Annotated in this window: 22 protein-coding genes; 14 read left to right on the top strand and 8 right to left on the bottom strand. The window is 63.4% G+C overall.

What is annotated here, in order from left to right; translation table 11 throughout:
• Positions 1-65 precede the first annotated feature (65 nt).
• The 13 genes from KP003_RS20450 to KP003_RS20390 all read left to right on the top strand — a co-directional run bounded on the left by KP003_RS20450 (position 66) and on the right by KP003_RS20390 (position 14,999).
• A complete protein-coding gene (locus tag KP003_RS20450; RefSeq protein WP_216497057.1) occupies positions 66-470 on the top strand; it encodes an NADH-quinone oxidoreductase subunit A in 405 nt (134 codons plus the stop codon).
• Complete coding sequence (locus KP003_RS20445; RefSeq protein ID WP_216497058.1) at positions 467-2,851, top strand: NADH-quinone oxidoreductase subunit B/C/D; 2,385 nt, start codon at positions 467-469, stop codon at positions 2,849-2,851. The genes KP003_RS20450 and KP003_RS20445 overlap by 4 nt, the downstream gene beginning before the upstream one ends.
• 20 nt (positions 2,852-2,871) lie before the next feature.
• A complete protein-coding gene (nuoE, locus tag KP003_RS20440; protein ID WP_216497059.1) occupies positions 2,872-3,345 on the top strand; it encodes an NADH-quinone oxidoreductase subunit NuoE in 474 nt (157 codons plus the stop codon).
• 126 nt (positions 3,346-3,471) lie between these two features.
• Positions 3,472-4,737 carry a complex I 51 kDa subunit family protein gene (locus KP003_RS20435; RefSeq protein ID WP_216497060.1) on the top strand — a complete coding sequence of 422 codons (1,266 nt, stop codon included), beginning with the start codon at positions 3,472-3,474 and terminating at the stop codon, positions 4,735-4,737.
• Between the two features lie 35 nt (positions 4,738-4,772).
• Positions 4,773-6,713: a 2Fe-2S iron-sulfur cluster-binding protein gene (locus KP003_RS20430; RefSeq protein WP_216497061.1), complete on the top strand. Its 1,941-nt coding sequence runs from the start codon at positions 4,773-4,775 to the stop codon at positions 6,711-6,713.
• Positions 6,714-6,897: 184 nt separating this feature from the next.
• Positions 6,898-7,887, top strand: a complete 990-nt coding sequence (gene nuoH, locus KP003_RS20425) for an NADH-quinone oxidoreductase subunit NuoH (RefSeq protein WP_216497062.1) — start codon at positions 6,898-6,900, stop codon at positions 7,885-7,887.
• Positions 7,888-7,932: 45 nt separating this feature from the next.
• Entirely contained in the window at positions 7,933-8,382 is a 450-nt protein-coding gene (locus KP003_RS20420) for an ankyrin repeat domain-containing protein (RefSeq protein WP_216497063.1), read from the top strand.
• Between the two features lie 133 nt (positions 8,383-8,515).
• On the top strand, positions 8,516-9,046 hold the full coding sequence (nuoI, locus tag KP003_RS20415; protein WP_216497064.1) for an NADH-quinone oxidoreductase subunit NuoI: 531 nt from the start codon (positions 8,516-8,518) through the stop codon (positions 9,044-9,046).
• A gap of 158 nt (positions 9,047-9,204) precedes the next feature.
• Entirely contained in the window at positions 9,205-9,690 is a 486-nt protein-coding gene (locus KP003_RS20410; protein WP_216497065.1) for an NADH-quinone oxidoreductase subunit J family protein, read from the top strand.
• Positions 9,687-9,995 (top strand): NADH-quinone oxidoreductase subunit NuoK, encoded by a 309-nt coding sequence (nuoK, locus tag KP003_RS20405; protein ID WP_216497066.1) that lies wholly within the window; start codon positions 9,687-9,689, stop codon positions 9,993-9,995. Before KP003_RS20410 ends, nuoK begins: the two co-directional genes overlap by 4 nt.
• A 148-nt stretch (positions 9,996-10,143) precedes the next feature.
• Positions 10,144-12,021: an NADH-quinone oxidoreductase subunit L gene (gene nuoL, locus KP003_RS20400; RefSeq protein WP_216497197.1), complete on the top strand. Its 1,878-nt coding sequence runs from the start codon at positions 10,144-10,146 to the stop codon at positions 12,019-12,021.
• Between the two features lie 34 nt (positions 12,022-12,055).
• Entirely contained in the window at positions 12,056-13,534 is a 1,479-nt protein-coding gene (locus KP003_RS20395) for a complex I subunit 4 family protein (protein WP_216497067.1), read from the top strand.
• A 70-nt stretch (positions 13,535-13,604) separates the two neighbouring features.
• Positions 13,605-14,999, top strand: a complete 1,395-nt coding sequence (locus KP003_RS20390; protein ID WP_216497068.1) for an NADH-quinone oxidoreductase subunit N — start codon at positions 13,605-13,607, stop codon at positions 14,997-14,999.
• Positions 15,000-15,257: 258 nt separating this feature from the next.
• Here the strand turns inward: KP003_RS20390 and KP003_RS20385 are convergent, their stop codons facing one another.
• The 8 genes from KP003_RS20385 to KP003_RS20350 form a co-directional block, all read right to left on the bottom strand.
• On the bottom strand, positions 15,258-16,193 hold the full coding sequence (locus KP003_RS20385; RefSeq protein ID WP_216497069.1) for an HD-GYP domain-containing protein: 936 nt from the start codon (positions 16,191-16,193) through the stop codon (positions 15,258-15,260).
• A 222-nt stretch (positions 16,194-16,415) separates the two neighbouring features.
• Positions 16,416-17,432 carry a GTPase ObgE gene (obgE, locus tag KP003_RS20380; RefSeq protein WP_216497070.1) on the bottom strand — a complete coding sequence of 339 codons (1,017 nt, stop codon included), beginning with the start codon at positions 17,430-17,432 and terminating at the stop codon, positions 16,416-16,418.
• Positions 17,433-17,510: 78 nt separating this feature from the next.
• Positions 17,511-17,768: a 50S ribosomal protein L27 gene (gene rpmA, locus KP003_RS20375; protein WP_183344437.1), complete on the bottom strand. Its 258-nt coding sequence runs from the start codon at positions 17,766-17,768 to the stop codon at positions 17,511-17,513.
• A gap of 73 nt (positions 17,769-17,841) precedes the next feature.
• Positions 17,842-18,150 (bottom strand): 50S ribosomal protein L21, encoded by a 309-nt coding sequence (gene rplU, locus KP003_RS20370; RefSeq protein ID WP_216497071.1) that lies wholly within the window; start codon positions 18,148-18,150, stop codon positions 17,842-17,844.
• Positions 18,151-18,269: 119 nt separating this feature from the next.
• On the bottom strand, positions 18,270-18,575 hold the full coding sequence (locus KP003_RS20365) for a Rieske (2Fe-2S) protein (RefSeq protein ID WP_216497072.1): 306 nt from the start codon (positions 18,573-18,575) through the stop codon (positions 18,270-18,272).
• Between the two features lie 216 nt (positions 18,576-18,791).
• Entirely contained in the window at positions 18,792-19,970 is a 1,179-nt protein-coding gene (gene purT / locus KP003_RS20360; protein WP_216497073.1) for a formate-dependent phosphoribosylglycinamide formyltransferase, read from the bottom strand.
• A gap of 20 nt (positions 19,971-19,990) precedes the next feature.
• Positions 19,991-21,481 carry an Rne/Rng family ribonuclease gene (locus tag KP003_RS20355; protein ID WP_216497074.1) on the bottom strand — a complete coding sequence of 497 codons (1,491 nt, stop codon included), beginning with the start codon at positions 21,479-21,481 and terminating at the stop codon, positions 19,991-19,993.
• Positions 21,482-21,674: 193 nt separating this feature from the next.
• Positions 21,675-24,164, bottom strand: coding sequence for a TIGR03960 family B12-binding radical SAM protein (locus KP003_RS20350; protein ID WP_216497075.1), 2,490 nt, complete (start codon positions 24,162-24,164; stop codon positions 21,675-21,677).
• A 277-nt stretch (positions 24,165-24,441) separates the two neighbouring features.
• Here KP003_RS20350 and KP003_RS20345 point away from each other — a divergent pair, with 277 nt between their 5' ends.
• Positions 24,442-24,681: a hypothetical protein gene (locus KP003_RS20345; protein ID WP_199387369.1), complete on the top strand. Its 240-nt coding sequence runs from the start codon at positions 24,442-24,444 to the stop codon at positions 24,679-24,681.
• Positions 24,682-24,765: the final 84 nt, after the last annotated feature.

The following is a 24,765-nucleotide window of genomic DNA, read 5'->3' as shown; positions in this document are numbered from 1 at the left end:
TCGGCAGCGCTACGCTAGATTATACGGGTACCAAAATCCCCTGTTATTCTCAATGAAAGGCCGGTATGCCAGTCACCGCACAGCAGGTCGAGTTCATCCCCCTCGCCATTTACACAGCCCTCGCGGTGGGGCTGATCGGCGTCCTGCTGGCGGCGGCTTATTTCCTGGGTTCAGGCAAAGATGCCGCCGACAAGCACATCCCTTACGAATCCGGGGTGGTCCCGACCGGGTCCGCCCGTCATGCGTCCCGAGTCCCCTTCTATCTCATCGCCATCTTCTTCATCGTTTTCGACGTCGAAGGCTCTTTCATCCTGACATGGGCCACTGCCTGGGACCTGCTCGGGATCCAGGGGCTCGTGCACATCACCGTCTTCATCGTGGTCCTCATGCTGGGGCTGGTCTGGCTCTGGATGAAGGGGGGACTGGACTGGGGGCCGTCCGCCATCCGTATGCGAGGTAAACAACCTTGAGCGAGAGGGACGACGAAAAAATACCGGAAAACGTCCTCCTCACCTCCTTGGACGACCTGATCAACTGGGGGAGGGCGAACTCACTCTGGCCGATGTTCTTCGGTCTTTCCTGCTGCTTCGTGGAAATGATGGCTTCCTTCACCTCGCGCTACGACGTCTCGCGCTTCGGCGCCGAGGTGCTGCGCGGCACCCCGCGCGAGGCCGACCTCATGGTGATCGCGGGGACGGTCTTCAAGAAGATGGCTCCCAGCATCCTCAGGCTCTACGACCAGATGGCCGAGCCCAAGTGGGTCATCTCCATGGGGAGCTGCGCCAACTCCGGCGGCATGTACGACGTCTACTCCGTGGTGCAGGGGGTGAACCAGATCCTGCCGGTCGACCTGTACATCCCCGGCTGTCCTCCGCGTCCGGAGTCGTTCCTGGAAGGGCTCATGCTGCTACAGCAGAAGATCAGGAGCGAGGAACGCCCCACCCGCCCGGTTTTGCGGATGCAGGGAGGAACCCAGGGGACCGTTGCCCCCATCCTCGTGGACGGCGTCACCAAGTCCCGCGACACCCGCGGCCCCGGCATGGAGGGGATCGCTATCCGCGGCAGCTCGATGCAGCACCCGCACTTCGCCGCGCCGCGCTCGGACGAGCTTTGGCGCCCGAAGCAGCCCCGCCTCCCCTACCCGGAGTTCGGGCTGCAGGAGGAATTGCAGGAAAAATTCGGCGGCGAGGTGCTCCGCGACGAAGCCGCCTCCGACATGCTCACCTACCGCGCGCCGGCCCACCTGGTGCCCGATCTGCTCAGACACCTGAAAGAGCGCCAGGGGTCCCCCTTCCGGCGGCTGGAAGACATCGCCTGCGTGGACGAATCCTGCCGCCGCGACCGCGACAGGTTCCGCGATTTCACCGTCAACTACCACCTCACCTGCTTCGACACCCCCGGCAGGATCAGGATCAAGACAGAACTGGAAGGAGCCTACCCCGAGGCACCCAGCGTCACCTCCGTTTTTCCCGTCGCCAACTGGTACGAGCGGGAAGCCTACGACATGTTCGGCATCCGCTTCGCCGGACACCCCAACCTGACCAGGATACTGATGCCCCCCGACTGGGAGGGGCACCCGCTCAGGAAGGAACACCCCTCCCGGGCCACGGAAATGCGCCCCTACACGGCGGAGGAAGCGCGCGGGCGCAAGTCGCTGCCCGGTGGCGACTTCTTCGACCGCGTCGACGACGAGACGCTGATCCTGAACGTCGGCCCCCAGCACCCCGGCACCCACGGGGTGGTGCGCTTCATCCTGAAGCTCTCCGGCGAGGAGATCGTGGACATGGACACCGAGATCGGCTACCACCACCGTGGCGCCGAAAAAATCGGGGAGCGGCAGAACTGGCACCAGTACATGCCCTACACCGACCGGATCGACTACCTGGCCGGCGTGCAGAACAACCTGGCCTACGTCAACTCGGTGGAGACCCTCTGCGGCATCGAGGTGCCGGAGCGTGCCCAGTACATCCGGGTCATGCTCAGCGAGCTGTTCCGCATCGCCAACCACCTGGTCTGGCTGGGGACCTTCGCGGCCGACATCGGCGCCATGACCCCGGTCTTCTACACCTTCACCGACCGGGAGAAGATCTTCGACATCGTGGAGCTGATCACCGGCGGACGGATGCATCCCGCCTGGTTCAGGATCGGTGGCGTCGCGGACGACCTCCCGGCAGGGTGGCTGGACAAGGTCCGGACCTTCCTGGAGTGGTTCCCGCCGCGCCTTGCCGAGTACGAGAAGCTTCTGACCGGAAACCCCATCTTCACGGCGCGCCTTAAGGGGGTCTCCGCCATCACCAGGGACGAGGCCCTGGAGTGGGGGCTCACCGGGCCGATGCTGCGCGCCTGCGGGTTCGACTGGGACCTGCGCAAGAAGATGCCCTACTGCGGCTACGACCGTTTCGACTTCCAGGTGGCCACCGCCGAGGGGGGAGACTGCTACGCGCGCTACCTGGTGCGCATGGAGGAGATGCGCCAGTCGCTCTCCATCGTCAGGCAGGCCGCCGCAGGGATGCCGGATGGGCGCTGGATCTCTTCCGATTACCGCTACGTGCTGCCCCAGAAGCGGGACGCCCTTGAGGACATAGAGTCCCTGATCCACCACTTCGTGAACGCTACGCGCGGCATGTCCCCTCCCAAGGGAGAGTGCTACGCGCCGATCGAGGCACCAAAGGGAGAATACGGCTACTTCGCCGTTTCCGACGGGCTGCACACCGCCTACCGCATGCGCATCCGGACCCCGACCTTCCCGCACATCCAGTCGCTGCCCATGTTGAGCCGGGGCTGGCTGGTGTCGGACTTCCTGGCCATCATCGGGTCCATCGACTTCGTGCTGGCGGACCTGGACCGGTAACTGTAAGGAGAGAACCGGGGATGATACCCGAGACGCTGAAAACATCGCTTAAGGCGCGGGTCGCCTCCGCCCTCACCCCCCGCGAGGCAGCGGTGGACGTGATGAAGGAGCTGCAGGCGCACTACGGCTGGCTCACCGACGAGGCGGTGGAAGAGGCCGCGGCGCTCCTGGGGCTTTCGCCTTTGCAGGTGGAGGAACTGGCCACCTTCTACGAGATGATCTACCGCCGCCCGGTGGGGAAGAAGGTGATCCACGTCTGCGACTCCATCTCCTGCTGGTGCGCCGACTGCGACAAGATCATCCAGCACCTGAAGGACAAGCTCGGCGTCGGGCTCGGCGGCACCACCGCGGACGGCATGTTCACCTTGATTCCGTGCTGCTGCATGGGGATGTGCGGTGACAGCCCGGCCATGTCGGTGGGGGGCGTCCCGTACGGGAAGCTGACGCCTGAACTGGTGGACGAGATACTGGAAATGGAGCGGAACAACAGGTAAAGGCACCCTCACCCGGCCGTCTCCCGGAGGTGAGGGAGTCCCATCCCTTCTCCCCTGGGAGGAGGTGCCCGAAGGGGCGGATGAGCGCGCTGCCACAGGGCGAAAGACAGAGACCGACAAGGAACCATGGAACTCCCTCTTTTCCGACATAACCGCCCCAACCGCGTGGTGACGTTCGACGAGTACCGCGAGGAGGGGGGCTTCGAAGCCCTCAAGAAGGCCTTCTCCGGGATGAGCCCGAACGACGTGCAGCAAGCCGTCATGGACTCGGGGCTCAGGGGGCGCGGCGGCGCCGGTTTCTCGACCGGCCGCAAGTGGTCCTTCGTCCCCCGCGACCTCCCCGGCCCGCGCTGGCTCATCTGCAACTGCGACGAGATGGAGCCGGGGACCTACAAGGACCGGGTGCTCCTGGAACACAACCCGTACTCCCTGATCGAGGGGATGACCCTCGCCTGCTACGCGCTGGGGGTGCGCCACGCCTTCATCTTCATCAGGAAGGGGTACGAGAAGGCGGCGGCCAACCTGGCGCGCGGCATCGAGGAGGCGAAGAAGGCGGGACTGCTCGGCGAGCACATCCTGGGGAGCGAGCACTCCATCGACCTGGACCTGCACCTCTCCGCCGGCCGCTACATCTGCGGCGAGGAGACCGCGCTTATCAACGCGCTGGAGGGGAAGCGCCCCAACCCGCGCTCCAAGCCCCCCTTTCCGGCGGTGAAGGGGCTCTGGCAGGGGCCGACCGTGGTCAACAACGTGGAGACCCTGGCCAACGTCCCGGCCATCGTCGCCAACGGCGCCCCCTGGTTCAAGGGTCTGGCCCTCAACCCAGAGGGGGCCGGCAGCAAGCTCTTCTGCGTGAGCGGCTCGGTCAAGAACCGCGCCTGCGTCGAGCTTCCCATCGGCACAACGCTTGGGGACATCATCGACGGGGCCTGCGGCGGCATGCGCGACGGCAGGAAGTTCAAGGCCTGCATCCCGGGAGGGGCCTCAACCCAGTTCCTGAAGCCGGAGCACTGGACGCTCCCCATGGACTACGAAACCGTGGCCAAGGCGGGCTCCCGGCTCGGCTCCGGCGGGGTGATCGTCTTCGACGAGGGGCACTGCCTGGTGGAGGCGACCCTGAACCTGATCACCTTCTTCGCCCGGGAATCCTGCGGCTGGTGCACCCCGTGCCGGGAAGGGCTTCCCTACGTGAAAGAGATCCTGACCCGGATCGAGAACGGGCGCGGCGAGGAAGATGACATCACCATCCTGCGCGAGCACGTGAAGTATCTGAACTACACCTTCTGCGCCCTCGCCCCCGGCGCGATGGCCCCTCTGGACGGCCTGCTGCGGGATTTCGAGGACGAGGTGCGGGAGCATATCACGAAGAAGAAGTGCCCGTTCAAGGGGTGACTGCCGGCTCGAAGGCAAGAGGTAGATAAAGGTACATGCCCAAACTGATCATCGATGACATACCGGTGGAGGTCGCGCCGGGAACCAGCGTCCTTGAGGCGGCCCGCAGCGTCGGGATAACCATCCCGCACTTTTGCTACCACCCCGCCCTGGCCATCGCCGCCGCCTGCAGGCTCTGCGCGGTGAAGCTCCTGGACGGCCCGGTCAAAGGAATCCAGATGTCCTGCGCCCTGCCGGCCCAGGACGGCATGGTGGTCTCCACCACCGATCCGGAGGCCTTGAAGATGCGCTCCCTGGTCATCGAGTGGCTCATGCTGAACCACCCGCACGACTGCCCGGTCTGCGATGAGGGGGGCGAGTGCCTGCTGCAGGACTTCACCATCGCCGGAGGCCACAGCCACCGCCGTTACCAGGGGAAAAAGCGTACCTTCCAGAACCAGTACCTGGGCGAGGGGATCCAACACGAGATGAACCGCTGCATCGAGTGCTACCGCTGCGCCCGCTTCTACCAGGATTACGCAGGGGGCACCGACTTCGGCGTCATGGGGAGCGCCGGGCGGGTCTACTTCGGCAGGTTTCAGGAGGGACCCCTGGAATCTCCCTTCTCCGGGAACCTGGTCGACATCTGCCCGACCGGCGTCTTCACCGACAAGACCGGGCGTTTCCGGGCCCGCTACTGGGACTACCAGTTCGCCCCCTCCATCTGCCAGCACTGCTCTGTTGGGTGCAACACCTCGCCGCAGAACTTCCAGCGCGAGACCATCAAGATCGTCGGGCGCCGCAACGACCAGGTGAACGGCTGGTTCATCTGCGACCGGGCCCGCTTCGACAAGGGGTACCTCAACGACCCGCAGCGCCCAAGGGAACCCCGCCTGGACGGCGCCACCTGCGGCGACGACGTCGCCGTCGACGCGGCCGCCAAATCCATCGCCGAGTTCGTGCGCAAAAACGGCGCCGACAGCCTCGCCTTGGTGGGCTCCCCGAGGCTCTCGCTGGAAGGCATGGTCCTTCTGGCGCAGCTCGCCCGCGCCGCGGGGGGAGCCAGGCTCTGCTACTTCGGCGATCCCGCCCAGCAGCAGGGGAGCGTGGCGGCGGCCCGGCTGCTCCGCGAAGAGAACAGCGCGTATGTGCGGGACATCGAGCAGGCCCAGTGGATCGCCCTGCACGCCCTCGACCTGATCGAGGAGGCCCCCATGCTGGCCCTGTCGGTGCGCAAGGCTTTCCTGGCCGGGGCCCAGATCTTCCTGGTCGACGGCGACCCGATCCCGGCCCGCAACACCCCTCCATTCAAGTACACGGCCGTGGAGTCGCTGGACCAGGTCCCCTTCGAGAAGGGGGGGAAAGGGGTGATCATCTGCGGCGCCGGCAAGAAGGATCCCGACCTCCTGGCACAAATCGCCTCCTGCGGCGCCAAGCTGGTCATGCTGCAGCCCGGTGCGAACGGCTTCGCCGCCGGACTGCTCGCGCAGGAGCATGCGGCATCCCCCCTGGCCGATCTGGTGGCTGCCCGGCAGGTGCGGGGAGTAGTCTGCTTCGAGGCCGATGTGCCTGAAGGGCTCCTCTCCGGATTGGAGGTCCTGGCGAGCGCGGACTGGCGCCGGGGACCGGTCGAGGCGAAAAGCCCCATCTTCATCCCCACCACCACCTGGGTGGAGTCCGACGGCACCGCCATCAATTACGAGGGGAGAGCCCAGCGTTTCCAGCGCAGCAGGTTGGCCGGGCTTCCCTTGAAAGGGCTCGACCCGAAGTACTACGGCAACGCCACCGAGGCCGTCACCCTGCATCCGCCGCGGGTGCACCGGGAAGAGGTTCCCGGGGGGGCGGAGCGCGACGCCTGGCAGGTCATGGCGCAGTTGATCGCGAGGCTTGGGGGTGAGCCGGTAGTGGAGCCTTTGGAAGGGAAATGGAGCGCGCTGAGGAGCCTCGACCCGGAGGGCGAGGGAATTCGAATTTTCGAGATCGTTGCGGGCGAATGATTATTCGCCCCGCCGACAGCATCTGCACGCTCTCCCTCTCCCTTTGGGAGAGGGCTGGGGTGAGGGCGCCACTTCGCTCCACCATGTTCAATAGCACTGACACGACACCTCCCTCACCTGCCCACGTACCCTCTCCCGGAGGGAGAGGGTACGTGGGCAGGCAAAAGCGGGAAGGAATGAGGTCATGACCTGGACTGCCACCGACATAGCGCTGATGCTCGGCAAGATCGTGCTGCTCTACGCCATCATTCTGACCGGCGCCGCCTACCTGGTGCTTGCGGAGCGGCGCATCCTGGGCTTCATCCAGGACCGGATCGGCCCCAACCGGGTCGGCCCCCTGGGACTCTTGCAGCCCTTGGCCGACGTGATCAAGATGCTCACCAAGGAGGACATGATCCCGACCGCCGCCGACCGCCTGCTCTTCTCCCTGGCGCCGGCCATGGCCGCCATCCCAGCCATCCTGACCTTCGCCATCATCCCGCTCGGGGCGCCGGTACAGCTCTTCGGGCGCCAGGTGCACCTGCAGATCGCCGACCTGAACGTGGGGGTGCTCTTCTTCATGGCCCTCTCCTCCATCGCGGTCTACGGCGTGGCGCTCGGCGGGTGGGCCTCGAACTCGAAGTATGCGCTCCTGGGGAGCATCCGCGGCCTGTCCCAGCTGATCTCCTACGAGCTCTCGATGGGGCTGTCGCTGGTCCCCGTGGTGATGCTGGCCAAGTCGCTTAGCTTGGCCGACATCGTGAACGCCCAGGCCGAGATGCCCTTCATCGTGTACCAGCCGGTCGCCTTCGCGATCTTCCTGGTCAGTATCCTGGCCGAGTGCCGCAGGATCCCGTTCGACCTCCCCGAGGCGGAGGGGGAGCTGGTGGCCGGCTTCCACACGGAGTATTCGGGGATGCGCTTCGGGCTCTTCTTCGTCGGGGAGTACATCAACATCATCTCGCTGGGCTCGCTCGCCTCGCTCTTCTTCCTGGGCGGATGGCGCGGCCCACTGCTGCCGCCGGTCTTGTGGTTTTTCATCAAGGTCGGATTATTCTCGTTCCTGTTCATCTGGGTCAGGGGAACCCTCCCACGCCTTCGCTACGACCAGCTCATGCACCTGGGCTGGAAGTTCCTGACACCGCTTGCTCTTCTCAACATTCTAGTCACCGGGTGGTGGCTGGCTTTACGATAAGAGGCGTTGTACTGGGCAATGTATTCTCACAAAGGAGGAACTGCGATGACAACAACCGTGGAAGTCGAGTTGGGGGCAGGGTTCAGGGCACAGGTGGATGCGGTGGACAAAAACGGCCATACCGCGCTGATGGACGCGGCGAAGGCCGGGAACCTGGCCGAGGTGAACGACCTGCTGGAGCGGGGCGCGAACCTGACCGCCAGAAGCGACAAGGGAAAAACGGCGCTGCACTTCGCGGCGGCGCACGGCAATGCGGACGTGGTACGCCTGCTGTTGCAAAGGGGAGCCGAGGTCGATGCCCGCGACCGTGACGGCCACACCCCGCTCATGCTGGCGGCGAACTACGGCTGCACCCAGACCACGCAGATGCTGGTCGACAGCGGCGCCGACCCGCTGGCAATGTCCTACTCCGGAACCACCGCCCTCGCCTATGCAGAGAACAACCAGCACAGACAAACCCTCGACGTCTTGATGAAGTCACTACGGCCCAACTGACACCTCTTTCCGGCAGGCAGCCCGCGCTGCCTGCCGGGCCCCGGCCCTCCCTACGCTGTCACAGCGCGCGGTCGGCCCTAAATGAATCTGCCGGCATCTATTACGGCACCAACGACACTTCGAGCAGGAACGGATGCCCATACTGAACGACATAAAAGAGATCCTGACCGGCCTTTCCATCACCTTCCGCCACATCTTCAGGAAACCGGTCACGGTGCAGTTCCCGGAGGAGCGCAGGGCCATGCCCGAGCGCTTCCGCGGCAGCATCGTCCTGACCCGCGACCCCGACGGCGCCGAGCGCTGCGTCGCCTGCTATCTTTGCTCCGGGGCCTGCCCCGTCGACTGCATCTCGATGGCCGCGGCGGAAGGGGAGAACGGCCGACGTTACGCCGCCTGGTTCCGCATCAACTTCTCGCGCTGCATCCTGTGCGGCCTCTGCGCCGAGGCCTGTCCCACCCTGGCCATCCAGATGTCGCCCGAGATGTTCCACTGCAGGCGCCAGGTCATCGACATGGTTTACGAGAAGGAGGACCTGCTGATCGACGGCACCGGCAAGGATCCCAATTACAATTTCTACCGCCACGCCGGGACCGGTGTGGTGCAGCCGCGCGGTAGCGGCGCAGGTGAGCAGGCGCCTGCAGACCCCAGAAGCCTGTTGCCGTAGTATAGGCTAGGAAATTCAGGGGACACCTCCCTCTCCCTCTGGGAGAGGGAAAGCTCACACACGGGGCAGGTGCGGGTTTAAGACTTCCCCCTCCCCGGCACTCCCCCTTTGGGGCGGGGACGCGGCACAGACGGACACAAAAGTTATTTCGGAGCGAAATGGAAGCGACCCTTTTCTACATACTGGCGGCGGTACTCCTCACCGGGACCCTGCTCGCCATCACGGCGCGGCAGGCGGTACGTTCCATCGTCTACCTGGTGACCTCGTTCTTCGCCCTGGCCCTGATGTTCTACCTCCTGGGGGCGCCGCTCATCGCGGCCTTCGAGGTGATCATCTACGCCGGGGCCATCATGGTGCTCTTCCTGTTCGTCATCATGATGCTGGAACTGGAGTCCCCCGAGAAACTCCCGCAGCCGCACTTCACGAATTGGCTGCCGGCCCTGCTCCTGGCGGGCGCGGTGGTCGGCTCGCTGGTGGTCCTCCTCTGCTCCCGCCTGCGGGCGGTGCCTCCCGGTTTCGTCGAGATCCCGGTGCGCCAGTTCGCCTTCGCGCTGTTCAAGCAGTACGGGGTTGCCGTGGAAGTCGTTTCGATGCAGCTCCTCTTCGCGCTGGTGGGCGCGCTCTACCTCGGGAGGCGCAGATGAGCGTACCGCTGTCCCACGTGCTGATCGTGGCATCCCTGATGTTCGCCATGGGCCTTGGCTGCGTGGTCGCCTGGCGCGCCAACGTGATCATGATGCTGATCGGCATCGAGATCATGCTGAACGCCGTGATGCTTACCTTTGTCGGCGGCTCCGCCCACTGGGGCATCGCCGACGGACAACTGTTCTCACTGATGCTGATGGCACTGACGTCCGCAGAGGTGTCGCTGGCGCTCGCCATGGTCGTTTACCTGCACCGGCGCAAGAACACCGTCAACACCGACCAGTTCGACTCCATGAAGGGATAGCCCTTTCTTTCCCTCCCCGAGAGGGGCGGGGTGAGGGCGCCGGTAGTGGCGACACTGCCGCATTGGCACCTCCCTCACCCGCCCTGCCGGGCACCCTCTCCCAAAGGGAGAGGGGATTTGGACGGGGACAGGAACAATAAGGACAATGATGCTTCCTACCTACCTCACATTGATGCTCCTTTTCCCGCTTTTGGGCGGGCTTACCTGCGCGCTGGCCGGGCGGAAGCTGCCGCGCACGCTGGTGGAGGTCTTCGCCTGCGCCACGGTCTGGGGCAGTTTCCTCTGCGCTGTGCTTGCGGCCGCCGCCTACACCGCCCCCCAGGTGATCACCCTCGCCGATTGGTTCACGAGCTTCGACCTTTCCATCCCGATCTCGCTCTACCTCGATCCCCTCTCGCTCTCGATGACGGTCATGATCGGTTTCGTCTGCGGGCTGATCCACGTCTATTCCGTCTTCTACATGCGCGAGGATCAAGATTACGCGCGCTACTTCGCCCTGCTGAACCTGTTCGTCTTCGCCATGCTGACCCTGGTCCTCGGCGAAACCCTGCCGCTTTTGTACCTCGGCTGGGAAGGGGTGGGCTTCTGCTCGTACCTCTTGATCGGCTTCTGGTACGCGGACCCGGCCAACGCCGACGCCGGCAGGAAGGCCTTCATCACCACCAGGATCGGCGACGTGGCCCTGATGATCGCGCTGGCCTGGCTGTTCCAGCTCTTCGGTACCCTTTCCGTCACCAAGGTGAACGGGATGGGGTTCCTCATGCCCGGCTCCGTCATCACCATGCTCGGGATCCTGTTCCTGATCGCCGCCATGGGGAAGTCCGCCCAGATGCCGCTCATGGTCTGGCTCCCGGACGCCATGGCCGGCCCGACCCCTGTCTCCGCCATGATCCACGCCGCCACGATGGTGACCGCCGGGGTCTACCTGCTGGCGCGCCTGCTGCCACTGATCGGCGGCTCCCAGGTCGCCCTCGCCGCCATCGCGGTCACCGGCGGGCTGACCGCCTTCTACGGCGCCACCTGCGCCCTCGCGCAGCGCGACCTCAAACGGGTCCTCGCCTACTCCACCATCAGCCAGATCGGCTACATGATGCTCGGCGTAGGCGCCGGGGCGGTGACCGCCGCGACCTTCCACCTGCTGGTGCACGCCTTCTTCAAGGCCCTGCTCTTCCTCGGTGCCGGCTGCGTCATCGCGGCCATGCACCACGAGCAGGACATCTACAAGATGGGCGGGTTGAAGCGCTCGCTGCCGCTCACCTTCTGGAGCTTCCTGGTGGGGGCTGCCTGCCTCGCCGGAATCCCCTTCACCGGCGGTTTCTTCAGCAAGGACAGCATCCTGCTGGCGGTCTGGCTCAAGGGGGGAGTGCTGTACCAGGCGCTGTACCTCCTCGGCCTGCTCACGGCGCTGATCACGGCGTTCTACAGCTTCCGCTTGGTGTTCCTGGTCTTTGCCGGCGGCAACGGTCACGTGCACCGCAGCTCCGGCCTCACGGTTATGCAGCTGGTGCTGATCCCGCTCGCCATCCTCGGGCTGTTCGGAGGATTGCTCGACCTTCCCGCCTACCTGGGCGGCGGGTACCTGAGCGCTTTCTTCGAGGGACTTCCCGCAGGCGACCTCCTGAAGGTATCGCACGAGCAGGAGATCGCGATGCAGGTTCTGGCCGGGGTCGTGGCACTGCTCGGCCTGGCAGCCGCGTACTTCCGCTACGGAAAGGGGCGCGCCGAGCGGATGCGGGAGGCCCAGGCGCGGCCGTCGGCGCTGATCGGCTTCCTGGCGCAAGGGTGGTACTTCGACAAGCTGTACCATCTGGTCCTGATCCGTCCCTACCAGGCCTGTGCCGGGTTCTTCTGGGAACGGGTTGATCACGGGGTGATCGATGCCTCGGTGGATGGCCTCGGGTCCGGCCTGGGCGGCGCCGGGCGCCTGCTCGGACGCTGGAGCACCGGAAAGGTCGCCGTCTACCTGATCAGTTTCGCCGCCGGGGGGGCCCTGATTCTTGGGTACCTCGCCTGGCTCGCGCTGTAACGTAACCGGCGCCTGCGCGCCACGGGAACTGCCGATGACTTCTCTCATCCCGATACTCACCCTGCTAGTCTTCCTACCGCTCTGCGGTTCGCTGCTGACCTTCGCGGTCCGCCGCAGCGACAACGCGGTGCGCGGGGTCGCGCTCGCCTTCAGCCTGGCGGAACTCGCGCTCTCCCTCTTGCCGCTCATGCTGTCGGGGCAGAAAGCGGCGGGTGCGCCTGCCGGATTCTTCCTCTACCAGGATGCAGCGTGGATCGAGCGCTTCGGGATCCGTTACACCCTGGGCATGGACGGCATCAGCGCGGTAATGGTCCTGCTGACCGCCTTCATCACCTTGATCGCCGTCCTCTCCGCCTGGGGGGTGAAGGAGCGCTGCGGGCTGTTCTTCTCACTGCTGCTCGCCCTGCAAGGCGCCGTCCAGGGGCTGTTCCTGAGCCTCGACCTGTTCCTCTTCTACCTCTTCTGGGAGGCGATGCTGATCCCGATGCTGCTTCTCATCGGCGTGTGGGGGACCGGGCGCCCGGTGTACTCCACCATCAAATTTTTCCTCTACACCTTCGTGGGTTCCCTGCTCATGCTGGTGGCGATCATCGCGCTCTACCTGATGCACGGGGCGCAGACCGCGAGCTACACCTTCGCGCTCCCCGAGTTGGTCCGCACCAACATCCCGCACGACATCGGGCTCTGGCTCTTCGCCGCGTTCCTTCTTTCCTTCGCCATCAAGTTCCCGCTTTTCCCGCTGCACACATGGCAGCCCGATGCCTACTGCGACGCGCCGGTCGCCGGCACCCTGATGCTCGGCAGCCTTCTCTCCAAGACCGCCGCCTACGGCCTGATCCGCATCGCCTTCCCGCTTTTCCCCGAGGCGTCGCGCGCCCTCACGCCGCTGATCTACGTGGTGGCCGTGCTCGGCATCGGCTACTTCGCCTGGATCGCCTTCGCGCAGCGGGACATGAAGCGGATGCTGGCCTACTCGAGCGTCAGCCACATGGGGTTCGTCGCCCTCGGCATCGCCGCCTGGAGCCCCGTTGCGGTCTCCGGCGCGCTGCTGCAGATGGTGAACCACGCCATAACGACCGGCGCGCTCTTCCTCGTGGTCGGCATGCTCGAGGAACGGGCCGACAGCCGCGATCTTTCCCGCTACGGCGGCACCTGGGGGAAGATCCCCCTCTTTTCCTTCTTCTTCCTCGTCTTCAACATGGCTTCCGCGGGTGTCCCCGGGCTCAACAACTTCGTGAGCGAACTGATCATCCTGGTCGGCACCTTCCGGGTCGCGCCGTTGGCCGCCGCGATCGCCTTCCTGGGGACGATACTCACGCTTGTCTACACGGTGCGGCTGGTCCAGGAAGTGCTGTTCGGCAAAGAGAAGAAACCGCTGGAACTGAAGGATCTGTCGCCCAGAGAGGCGGGTATGCTGGCGGTGATGGCGCTGGTGGTCGTTTACCTTGGCGTGCACCCCGGCCCGGTTCTGGACCTGTTCAAGACACCACTTGAGGTGTTGCTTGCGAAATAACCGCCGGGACTCAGAGGATCTCTGAGACCTCTGAGTCTTCTGTGTTGAGCTTTTAAGCTTCGGAGTTTCAATGACCATTTCCGATCTATACACAATCATGCCGATCGTGATCACAGCGGGGGCGGCGCTGTTCGTGCTTTTATGCGGACCGATGCTCCTTTCCGCGAGCCTCACGGCCATCGGCGTGACCGCCTCGGCGGCGGCCGGGCTGTGGGCGGCACTCGGCACCCCTGCGTCGACTCAGGCCGTCTCGGGGCTCTGCTTCACACCGCTGGCCCGGTTCCTGATCCCGGTATTCTGCTTCGCGGCGGCCGTGACCCTGCTCCTCTCCCACAGCTATAACGAGCGCCGCGGCATCAAGGGAGAAGAGTTCCCGGCCACGGTGCTCTTCGCCCTGTTCGCCTTGTGCGTACTCCCCTGCGCCACCAACATGCTGATCCTGTTCCTCGCGCTGGAGTCGGTCTCCTTCGCCTTTTACATCCTGGTAAGCATGGACCTGAACCGGGCCGAATCGGGAGAGGCGGGGCTCAAGTACCTCCTGATGGGGGCGGTGGCGGCGGCCTTCACCGCCTTCGGCTTCGCCCTCCTCTTCACCGGCAGCGGCACCCTCCAGCTTTCCGGCGCCCTGGCCCGCCCGGACAACAGGGCCATCATCTCCGCGGGGTGGGGCGTCATCCTTGTGGGCATGGCCTTCAAGCTCTCGCTGGTCCCCGGGCACCTCTGGACGCCCGACGTCTACCAGGGAGCCCCGGCGCCGGTTTCCGCTTTTCTCTCGACCAGTTCCAAGGTCGCCGCCGCCGCGCTTTTGCTGATATTGTTGGCCCTGTTCCCGCCGATGCCTGAACTTCGCGTCCCCCTGGCTGCGTTGTCGGTGCTCTCCATGGTGCTGGGGAACCTGGCGGCGCTGCTGCAGCAGAACATCAAGAGGATGCTCGCCTACTCCTCGGTGGCTCACATGGGCTATCTGAGCCTCGCCCTTTTGAGCGGCAGCCGCGACGGCTATGCAGCCGTCCTCCTTTACGGTGCCGTCTATACCGCCATGAACCTCGCCGCCTTCGGTGCGATTTCCTCCCTTTCCATCGACGAGGAAAGGGAGCTCGTCACCGACTACGCCGGGCTGGGCTTCACGGCTCCTCTGCGCGGCGGCGTGCTGGCCCTCGCCATGATCTCCCTGGCCGGCATACCGCCGACGGCAGGTTTCATCGGCAAGTTCTTCATCTTCTACTCCGCCATCAAGGGTGGATCCATCGCCCTCGCCATCATCGGCATCCTGAGCGCCGCCGCGTCGGCTTATTTCTACCTCAGGGTAGTGGCTCAACTCTACATGCACCGCAGCCAGGCTCCCGCCCCCCGTGCCGTCTCCCTCGCCGAGGGCCTCGCCCTCTGCCTCGCCTCTGCAATGATTCTCGTGATCGGTGTCTATCCCGGCCCCCTGCTCAAGGCCATCGACACCGCCCTGCAGTGACTAACCTCCCGTTTCGTGTTGCGGCAAGTACAGGCGTGGATCATGCGGAGAGATCAGTCGTTTGTCGCCTCTCCCTCCCTTTACAGGAGAGGGGAGCGGAGAACGAACGGGATTGATGGCACCTTCCTCGCCCCCTTCCGCGAGGGGAGGGAGGATCGCGGGCAACGTTTGCAAGTTCCCGGAACAACGAAAGAGGCACCGTGCCGCGGGCTGGGCAGGTGCCTCTTTCGTTCCTCGTTTTCATCCCCTCTCGCTTTTCTAGTGCAGCGTTTCCTTAAAGGTGTTCAGGTACTGAAGGTCGAAGGAGCCGTCCATCTCGCCGTACATGATTTCGAGGGCGCTCTCCTTTGACAGCGCCTGACGATAGGATCTGTTGGTGGTCAGGGCACTGAAGACATCTGCGATGGCAGTGATCTTCGAGCTCCTGGCGATGTCGTAGCTGGAGAGGCCGTCGGGGTAGCCGCTGCCGTTTTCCTTTTCGTGATGGTGCTTTACGATCCCGAGGGCAACCGGCGTGAAGATCTTCAGATCTCGCAAGGTGCTGTAGCCGTAGACGGGATGTTTCTTCACTTCCAGGAACTCCGACGGCGAGAGCTTTCCCGGCTTGTCCAACAGCTCCTTGGGTACGTAGACCTTGCCGTAGTCGTGGAACAGGGACCCCATCCCCACGTCCATCAACTCGTCGCGGCCGAGGTCGAACTCCTTTATGTGCAGCGAAATCGAGTAGGTTGCGACCTGGACGGAGTGTACGTAGGTGTAGGCGTTATGGTCAACCAGGCTGCTCAGCGCCGGCATCACCCCGTTCGAATTCATCACGTCGTTGAGGATGTGCTTGATCAGGTTCCGGCAACGATCAACGTTCTGCTTGATAGCTATGGCGGGGCTGTCGAAGATCTCCTGCACGTAATTGACTGATGCCTGGTACAGCATGTTCTGCTTGAGCTCCGGTTCGATGCTGTCATCGCCGAGCAGCAACGGGAGATTCGCCTCCACATACTGGTTGTACGTCGACATTTCGGCAGCCTTGACGAAGAGATGTTTCACATTGTTGTCGAGTAGCCGCTCCTTGTCGCCCTGGGTGAATGAGAGTTTGGGGTCCTTGTACAGCACATGGTTGTCGCCGTGCTTGATGAACAGGGCTACCCCCGGCAGTGTTTCCGGTATCAGTGATTCCAGCTGGATCATTCGGTACATGCCCGACCTCCTGATGAAGTGGGAACCGCGCCGCAGCAATGCTATTGGAACAATCCGATCCTCTGTCCGGTGTATTATTAAAAAACACAAACGCTAGTCTACCATGTCTTTTCCGGATTGCCGGTTTTGCCCGTGGTCCCTGCCGGCGGCAGACCAGGCCAATAAAAAGGGGGAGCAGCCTGTCGGCCCTCCCCCTCTGTGCACCACGTATCTTTTCTGTTGTTACCAGGTCTCGTCCGGCTCGCCCCAAAGGTTCAAGGCGATGTCGTCCAGCAGTTCGGGAATCCCCTCACCGGTTGCCGCGGAAATGGGGAAAACCTTGATGCCGCGTTCCTCGAAGTAGGGAAGCACCTTTTCCAGGTTCTCCCTGACGTGCGGCAGGTCGATCTTGTTGATCACCACGGTCTGCCGCTTCTCGGCCAGCTCCGGGTTGAAGAGAGCCAGTTCGCGGTTGATCGCCTCGTACTCCGCGATGGGATCGCGGTCCGGCATCCAGGAGAGGTCGAGCAGGTGCAAAAGCTGCCCGGTGCGCTCGAGGTGCTTGAGGAAACGGTGCCCAAGCCCCGCCCCTTCGCTCGCCCCCTCGATCACGCCCGGGATGTCGGCCATTACGAAGGAGCGGTAGTTCTTGTACTTGACCACGCCGAGGTTCGGCTTCAGCGTGGTGAAGTGGTATTCCGCGATCTTCGGGCGCGCCGCGGAGATCTTGCTGATCAGCGAGGACTTGCCCACGCTGGGCATACCCAAAAGGCCGACATCGGCCATGAGCTTCAGCTCCAGACGGATCCACAGCTCCTCGCCCGGCTCGCCCGGCTGGGCGAACTTCGGCGCCTTGTGGGTGGCGGTCTTGAAGCGGGCGTTGCCTTGCCCGCCGCGTCCACCCTTCAGGAGCACGATGGAGGAATCCGGCTCGGTGAGATCCGCCAGGATCTCGTCGGTCTCGGCGTCCTTGATCACGGTCCCCTGCGGTACCAGGATCTCCTTGACGTCGCCGTTGGCGCCGTGTCGGTCGCTACCCATGCCGTTTCTGCCGCGGCCGGCCTTCTGGTGCGGATGCTGGCGCAGGTCGAGCAGCGTGGAGAGGTGCGGCGAAACCTTCACCACCACGTCGCCCCCCTTGCCGCCGTCGCCGCCGTCGGGGCCCCCCAAGGGAATGAACTTCTCGCGGCGGAAGGAAACGCACCCCGCACCGCCGTCACCGGACTTCACGTAAATTTTTACTTCATCAATGAAACTCATTAAGTTTTATCCTGTGCAAACGGCAAAAGCCCGGACCTTGCGGCTCCGGGCTTTCACACTTTCGTCTTGCTGCGCTGGCTAGTTGGCCGGGTAGACAGAGACCTTCTTGCGGTCCTTGCCCAGACGCTCGAACTTCACCACGCCCTCGATCAGGGCGTACAGCGTGTAATCCTTACCGAGGCCCACGTTGTTGCCCGGGTGGATCTTGGTGCCGTGCTGACGGTAGATGATGTTGCCAGCTTTGACGGCTTCGCCGCCAAACTTTTTGCAACCAAGTCTTTGGCCGTCGGAGTCGCGACCGTTCCTGGAACTACCGACGCCTTTCTTGTGTGCCATTTTCTGCTCCTTCTGCCGGTAGCGGCCCTGATCCCAACGAATCGCGGCTGCCGCACCGCCGTTTGAATATTACCTAGGCGTTAATCTTCTCAATCAACAGAATAGTCCTGAGTTGACGGTGCCCGTTAAGTTTCCTGGAGTTTTTCCGGCGCTTGGACTTGAAGACCAGAATCTTCTTGTCTTTGCCCTGCTCGACAATCTTGCCGACTACAGAGGCGCTGGGCACTAAAGGTGTTCCGATAACAACCTTATCGCCGCCAACCATCAGGACATCGGAGATCTCGATGGTATCACCCACCGCACCCTCCAGTTTTTCGACTTTGAGAAAGTCGCCTTCGGAAACTTTATATTGTTTCCCTCCGGTTTTGACTACTGCGTACATGTACTTCACCACCTTTACTCTGGATTTACAATTGAGCGGTCAAACTTATCTTGAAAAGTGTTTCGAGTCAAGGTTTTTTTCTGCCGCTCCCGTTTTTCCTGCCGAGAGAGTGGCAGAGGCTAATCGAGGTCCACGAAGACCTCGTCGCCGCGGATCTCGACCGGGTAGATCTTCAGGGGTGCGCATTCGGGGTGTTCCGGGCAGGCACCGGTCACCAGGTCGAAGCGGTAGCCGTGACGCTGGCAGGACAGTTTCCCCGCCTCCTTGACCAGCGCCCCCTGCAGCGGCGCCCCCTGGTGCGGGCACTCGTGCTCGCAGGCATAGACCGTCCCCTTGGTCTTCACCAGGAGGATCTTCTCCCCGCCCACTTCCACCAGCTTCTTGCCAAATTCAGGAATCTCGGAAACTTTCGCGGCAAATACCATGGAACACCTCCGGTTCAATCAAAGAATTGGTCCCACCATTACCTTGTCCATGTAACCTGTAGGGGCGAATAATCATTCGCCCCCCATAGACGAAGCACCTTGGCAGACGCCACCTGCGCGGTCGTCCCGCAGCGGCATTGGTGCCGCCAACCGCGGCTGGGCGAATAGTTATTCGCCCCTACAGAAACCGTCCGCCCCTTAGGCCGGTGCGCTGCCTTACCGCTTCACGATCTTCACGCAGTGCGCCGACTCCTCCGCCTTGGCGCGGGCCTCGTCGCAATCGGCGCCGAAGGCGAGCGCGACGCCCATGCGGCGTCCCTTCCTTGTGTCGGGCTTGCCGAAGAGGCGCAGCTTGCTACCGGGAACGGCCAGAGCCTCAGCGACCCCTTCGAACCCCACCTCTGCTGCCGCATCCTCGGCCAGGATGACGTGGGATGCGGCGCACCCCTGGCTCTCCACCTCCGGCACCGGCAGCCCGAGGATGGCGCGCACGTGCAGCTCGAACTCGGAGAGGTTCTGGGAGATCATGGTGACCATGCCGGTGTCGTGCGGCCTCGGAGAGACCTCGGAGAACCAGACCTTGTCGCCGGTGATGAAGAACTCGCACCCGAAGATGCCGCGCCCTCCGAGAGAGCCGGTGACGGCCTCGGCCTGGCGCTGCGCCTCGGCCAGCACCGACGGCGTCATCGGCGTCGGCTGCCAGGACTCGTGGTAGTCGCCGTCGATCTGGCGGTGGCCGATGGGAGGACAGAAGCTGGTGCCCCCCACGTGGCGCACGGTGAGCAGGGTGATCTCGTAGTCGAAGGGAATGAACTGCTCCACGATGACCTTGTTGGAGGCGCCGCGCGCCCCCTCGATGGCGTACTTGAAGCAGCGCTCCATGTCCGCCGCGTCGCGCAGGACGCTCTGCCCCTTGCCCGACGAGCTCATGATCGGCTTGACGACACAGGGAAGGCCGATGGCGGCAACCGCCTCGCGGAACTCATCCATGCTGGTGGCGAAACGGTAGGCGGCGGTGGGGAGGCCGAGCTCCTCGGCGGCCAGGCGGCGGATCCCCTCCCGGTTCATGGTCAGGTTGGCGGCACGTGCCGTCGGGATTACGTTAAAGCCTTCCTTTTCCAGCTCCAGGAGGTACTCGGTGTTGATCGCCTCGATCTCGGGGACGATGTAGCTCGGCTTTTCCAGGCGCACCACCCGGTCCAGCTCTTCGCGGTTCAGCATGTCGATCACGTGGCTTCTGTGCGCGACCTGCATAGCCGGGGCGTCGGCGTAGCGGTCCACCGCGACCACCTCGATCCCGAATCTCTGGGCCTCGATGGCCACTTCCTTGCCGAGCTCACCCGAGCCCAAAAGCATCATCCTCGTCGCACCATTTTTCAGCGGCGTGCCAATCATCTTCTCTCCTGGTCGTTTATTTAACTTACGGCTACTTCGAACTGTTCCTGGTGGAAGCCGGGCTTGGCGCGGACCGTGATCCGCTTCTTGAAGTTCTTCTCCAGCTCCTCGAGACCGCGGCGCTCCTCGTCGTAAAGGAGGTCGGCCACCTGCGGGTGCACGGTGAGCATCACCTTGGTGCCGCGGATGTCGAGCATCTCGCGGCGCAGCTCGCGGAAGATCTCGTGGCAGACGGTGATCTTGGACTTCACGTAGCCGCGCCCCTCGCAGTACGGACAGGGCTCGCACATCATGCGACCGAGACTCTCGCGCACCCTCTTCCTGGTCATCTCGACCAGGCCGAGCTCGGAGATCTTCAGGATGTTGGTCTTGGACTTGTCGCTCTTGAGCGCCTCTTCCAGGGCACCGTAGACCTTCTCGCGGTTCACCTCCTTCTCCATGTCGATGAAGTCGATGATGATGATCCCGCCCAGGTTCCTAAGGCGCAGCTGGTAGGCGATCTCCTTGACCGCTTCCAGGTTGGTTTTCAGGATGGTGTCTTCGAGGTTGTGCTTGCCGACGTAGCGCCCGGTGTTCACGTCGATGGCGGTAAGCGCCTCGGTCTGCTCAATGATGATGTAGCCGCCGCTTTTGAGCCAGACCTTGCGTCCCAGCGCGCGGCTGATCTCCACCTCGAGGCCGAAGTGGTCGAAGATCGGCTCCTCCTCGTCGTAGAGCTCGATGGAGTACTTCATCTTGGGCATGAAGGTGCTGATGAACTGGACGATCTTGTCGTGCTCGGGCTTGGAGTCGACCACGATGCGCTCGACCGACTCGGTGAGGATGTCGCGCACCACCTTCTGGGTCACGTCGAGGTCCGAGTGTATCAGGCTCGGTGCGCCCGCCTTGTCCTTCTTCTTGGCGATCTCGTCCCAGAGCTTGGTGAGGTAATGCAGGTCGGCGACCAGGTCCTCCTCGCTCTTACCCTCGGAGACGGTCCTGACGATGAAACCGCCGCCTACCGGCTTGATGCGGTCCACGATCTCCTTCAGGCGTTCCCGCTCGGCCTCGTCCTCGATGCGGCGCGAGATGCCGACGTGGTCGACGGTCGGCATGTAAACCAGGTGCCGTCCCGGGAGCGAGATGTGGGCCGTGATGCGCGCCCCCTTGGTGCCGATCGGCTCCTTGGAGATCTGCACCAGGAGTTCCTGCCCTTCCTGCAGGAGTTCCTCGATCGGGTGGAGCGGGTGAGGCATCGGCTCCTCCCCCTCCTCGGGCTCGATGTAACTGTCGTACTCGTCCATGGCGTCGAACACGTCCGCCACGTAGAGGAAGGCCGCTTTTTCCAGCCCGATGTCCACGAACGCCGCCTGCATGCCAGGCAACACCCGGACCACCTTTCCCTTGTAGATGTTGCCGATGATCCCCTTCACCCTGCTCCTCTCGACATACAGCTCCGCAATGGTGCCGTTCTCGATGAGCGCGATGCGGGTCTCGTGGGAGGTGGTGTTAATGACCAGCTCGTTTCCCATGCTAACCCCTTCCTATATATAAAATTCAAAAGCAAACTGTTTCAGGTCCTACATGCATGCGTCCTGTAGGGGCGAATAACTATTCGCCCAGCCGGTGGCGCTGCCGACACCTCTGCGCGTAAGCCTCGCCAACGGGTGGCTGAGGGGGGCGAATGATTATTCGCCCCTACAGATGTCACAGAACGCGGCTCCGTTACTCCTTGAAAAGCACTTCCAGCTTCTCCAGCCGCACCTCTTTGAGGGCGTCGGCGGGGACGCCGAGGATGGCGCTGGCGAACTCGAGCAGCTTGCCGCGCCCCGCAACCATCTCCAGGGTCCGCCCTTCGACCTTCAGTTCGGCCAGTTCGTGACGCAGGTCGAACTCGGTCGACTTCCCCTTCTTCTCGCGCTTGACCGGCGACGACTCCAGGGCGAGGAAGGCAGCCGCCTTCGCCTCCAGGTCGCACGCCAGCTCCTCGGGGAGGGTCACGCGGTAGCGCACCTTGTCCATGATGACGGACAGCGCCGGCGCCCGCAGCGCGATCTCCTGGGCCTCCAGCACCCGCACCCCCCCAGGGAGGGTCGCGTTCAGCGCTTCCTGCAGCTGGGCTGCCGTATATCCGGCATCGACCTCGAAATCCATGTACTCGGCATAGGATTCGATGCCGACGGAGAGCGCGGTGGCAAAGGAAAACTTCGGGTGGGGATGGAACCCCTGCGAAAAGCGGATCGGGATGCCGGAGCGCCCCACCGCCCTGGTGAACAGGGTCAACATCTCCAGGTGGCTCAGAAACCGCATCCGCCCAACCTTCTCGAAACGGATCCGGATCCTCTGCGCCTCTTCGGTCGTCTCCGGTACCGCCGCCTGGCTGGCGTAGGTGCCAAAGGGAACCGGCTCGTTTAGTCGCAGCTTTATTTCCTTGAAATCGCAGACACCGCAGCCGGTGCAGCGATCGAAGCGGCAGTCGGGGGTGGGGGCGCCGACGAGCGATGCCTCGCGCTCCTTGAGCAGGAATGGCTTGGTCACGCCGCAATCGATGTGGTCCCAGGGGAGCACCTCGTCCAGCTCGCGGCGCCTCAGGTAGAAGCTCGCGTCAATACCGGAGTTCTCGAAGGCCTGCACCCATTTCAGGCGGTCGAAATGTTCCCACCAGCCGTCGAAACGGCAGCCCAGGCGATGCGCCTCGATCAGGAGCTTCGAAAGCCTGCGGTCGCCGCGGGCGAAGACACCTTCCATGCCGGAAAGAGAGGCATCCTGCCACTTCATGATCAGCTTCTTTTTCTTGAGGGCGTCGCGCAGGTAGCGCTGCTTCTCGACGATCTCGGCTTCGCTGATCTGCGGCTCCCACTGAAACGGGGTGTGCGGCTTGGGGACGAAGCTCGAAACCGAGACGTTCACGTCGCCGCCGTTGCCGGCAAACTTCCCCTGCCGCTTCACTTCGCGGGAGAGTTCCACGATGCCGTCCACGTCTTCCATGGTTTCCGTGGGGAGGCCGATCATGAAATAGAGCTTGATCAGTCGCCAGCCGTTGCCGTAGACCGAGCGGGCGTTTTCCAGCAGCGCCTCTTCGGTGATCCCCTTGTTGATCACGCTCCTGAGCCGCTCGCTCCCCGCCTCGGGGGCCAGGGTGAAGCCGGTCTTGCGCACGCGGCGGATCTCCTCCGCCATCTCGTCGCTCAGGCTCCCGACCCGCATAGAGGGTAGGGAGACCGCTTTTTTCTGGGCCGAGTAGCGGTCCATGAGCCCCTTGAGCAGCGGGGTGAGGCAGCCGTAATCGCCGGTGGAGAGGGAGAGGAGTGAAATCTCGTCGTACCCCGTGTTGTGCAGCGCTTCTTCCATGATCTCGAAGATCCGCTCGGGGCTGCGCTCGCGCACAGGCCGATAAATATACCCTGCCTGGCAGAACCTGCAACCTCTCGTGCAACCACGGGAAATTTCAACGCTCACCCGATCGTGCACCGTCTTCAGGAACGGGACGATGGGCGAGGTCGGATAATAGGCGGTCTCCAGGTCGGCGACAAAGCGCCTGCGCACGCCCTGACACCACTCCTTCACCGGGGTGATGGCCGCGACCCTGCCGTCGTCGTGATAGCTCACCTCGAACAGGGAGGGGACGTAGACCCCTTCGATCCGGGCGAGGCGCTCCAGGAGTTCCGCCTTGGCAACCCCCTGCTCCTTCGCCGTCCGCACGCAGTCGGCAAGCTCAATCACCGCCTCCTCGCCGTCGCCGATCAGGAAGGCATCGAAGAAGTCGGCCAGGGGCTCCGGGTTATAGGCGCAGGGGCCGCCCGCGATGACGAGCGGATACCCCTCGGGCCTGTCGCAGGCAAGCAGCGGGATCCCGGAGAGATCCAGCATGTTCAGGATGTTGGTGTAGGAAAGCTCGTACTGCAGGGTGAAACCGAGAATGTCGGCGTCGGCCAAAGGAGTACCGGCTTCCAGCGTGACCAGGGGCTTCGCCTCGGCGCGCAGCGACTCCTCGAGGTCGGGCCACGGCGCGTAGGCGCGCTCGGGCATGACCCACGGCACCTCTTTCAGGACACCGTACAGGACCTGCAGCCCGAGATGACTCATTCCTATCTCATATACGTCAGGGAACGCGAGCACAAAGCGGAGCGCCCCTTCCCGGTCGGCAACTGTTCCCATCTCCCCACCCATGTAACGGGCGGGTTTTTCCACTGACAAAAGTATGTTATTGCTCAAAAATCCCCCAGATAGCCCGGCTCAGCCGTGACCGGACATAATAACAAAATATTCGAAGCGCTGGCAAGCAATATACCCTCGGCATCGGCACGGTTCACCACAAAGTATACCGCATTTGCGGTACTCATTGGAGCATATGCGGCGGCGCTTTCATGAGAGCCCGGGTCCCTCCTGGGGTCGCCTCACGTTTTTTCCAGTGTTTACGGTTATAATGAGAGATTGGCACGCAACCTGCTCTATGCCAGACACCAACCCATTTTGTACAAGGAGAATTACCATGAAAAAAGTTCTGTCCTCCGTAGTTGCTGCTCTCGTTGCTGTTGCTTTCGCTGGTGTTGTTTTCGCTGCTGACGCTGCTCCGGCTGCTGCTCCGGCTGCAGAGGCTAAGAAAGAAGAGAAAGCTCCGGCTAAGAAAGCTGCTCCGAAGAAGAAAAAAGCTGCTAAGAAAGCCGCTGCTAAGAAAGAAGAGAAGAAAGAAGCTGCTCCGGCCGCTCCGGCTGCTCCGGCTGCAAAGTAATTTCCCCTTAACGGGTAATTGCGAAAGGCCGCATCTCACGATGCGGCCTTTTTTATTTCTGCCCAGAAAAAGGGCGCCAGCCCG

Origin of the sequence: Geomonas diazotrophica, assembly GCF_019063885.1 — a bacterium.
In the GTDB taxonomy this organism is placed as follows: Bacteria; Desulfobacterota; Desulfuromonadia; order Geobacterales; family Geobacteraceae; genus Geomonas; species Geomonas diazotrophica.
This window is presented reverse-complemented; position numbering and strand designations above follow the sequence as displayed.

Coding starts and splice junctions, on each gene's coding strand:
- KP003_RS20450 (WP_216497057.1), top strand. CDS start 66: ATGCCAGTCACCGCACAGCAGGTCGAGTTCATCCCCCTCGCCATTTAC.
- nuoE (WP_216497059.1), top strand. CDS start 2,872: ATGATACCCGAGACGCTGAAAACATCGCTTAAGGCGCGGGTCGCCTCC.
- KP003_RS20435 (WP_216497060.1), top strand. CDS start 3,472: ATGGAACTCCCTCTTTTCCGACATAACCGCCCCAACCGCGTGGTGACG.
- KP003_RS20430 (WP_216497061.1), top strand. CDS start 4,773: ATGCCCAAACTGATCATCGATGACATACCGGTGGAGGTCGCGCCGGGA.
- nuoH (WP_216497062.1), top strand. CDS start 6,898: ATGACCTGGACTGCCACCGACATAGCGCTGATGCTCGGCAAGATCGTG.
- KP003_RS20420 (WP_216497063.1), top strand. CDS start 7,933: ATGACAACAACCGTGGAAGTCGAGTTGGGGGCAGGGTTCAGGGCACAG.
- nuoI (WP_216497064.1), top strand. CDS start 8,516: ATGCCCATACTGAACGACATAAAAGAGATCCTGACCGGCCTTTCCATC.
- KP003_RS20410 (WP_216497065.1), top strand. CDS start 9,205: ATGGAAGCGACCCTTTTCTACATACTGGCGGCGGTACTCCTCACCGGG.
- nuoK (WP_216497066.1), top strand. CDS start 9,687: ATGAGCGTACCGCTGTCCCACGTGCTGATCGTGGCATCCCTGATGTTC.
- nuoL (WP_216497197.1), top strand. CDS start 10,144: ATGCTTCCTACCTACCTCACATTGATGCTCCTTTTCCCGCTTTTGGGC.
- KP003_RS20395 (WP_216497067.1), top strand. CDS start 12,056: ATGACTTCTCTCATCCCGATACTCACCCTGCTAGTCTTCCTACCGCTC.
- KP003_RS20390 (WP_216497068.1), top strand. CDS start 13,605: ATGACCATTTCCGATCTATACACAATCATGCCGATCGTGATCACAGCG.
- KP003_RS20385 (WP_216497069.1), bottom strand. CDS start 16,193: ATGTACCGAATGATCCAGCTGGAATCACTGATACCGGAAACACTGCCG.
- obgE (WP_216497070.1), bottom strand. CDS start 17,432: ATGAGTTTCATTGATGAAGTAAAAATTTACGTGAAGTCCGGTGACGGC.
- rpmA (WP_183344437.1), bottom strand. CDS start 17,768: ATGGCACACAAGAAAGGCGTCGGTAGTTCCAGGAACGGTCGCGACTCC.
- rplU (WP_216497071.1), bottom strand. CDS start 18,150: ATGTACGCAGTAGTCAAAACCGGAGGGAAACAATATAAAGTTTCCGAA.
- KP003_RS20365 (WP_216497072.1), bottom strand. CDS start 18,575: ATGGTATTTGCCGCGAAAGTTTCCGAGATTCCTGAATTTGGCAAGAAG.
- purT (WP_216497073.1), bottom strand. CDS start 19,970: ATGATTGGCACGCCGCTGAAAAATGGTGCGACGAGGATGATGCTTTTG.
- KP003_RS20355 (WP_216497074.1), bottom strand. CDS start 21,481: ATGGGAAACGAGCTGGTCATTAACACCACCTCCCACGAGACCCGCATC.
- KP003_RS20345 (WP_199387369.1), top strand. CDS start 24,442: ATGAAAAAAGTTCTGTCCTCCGTAGTTGCTGCTCTCGTTGCTGTTGCT.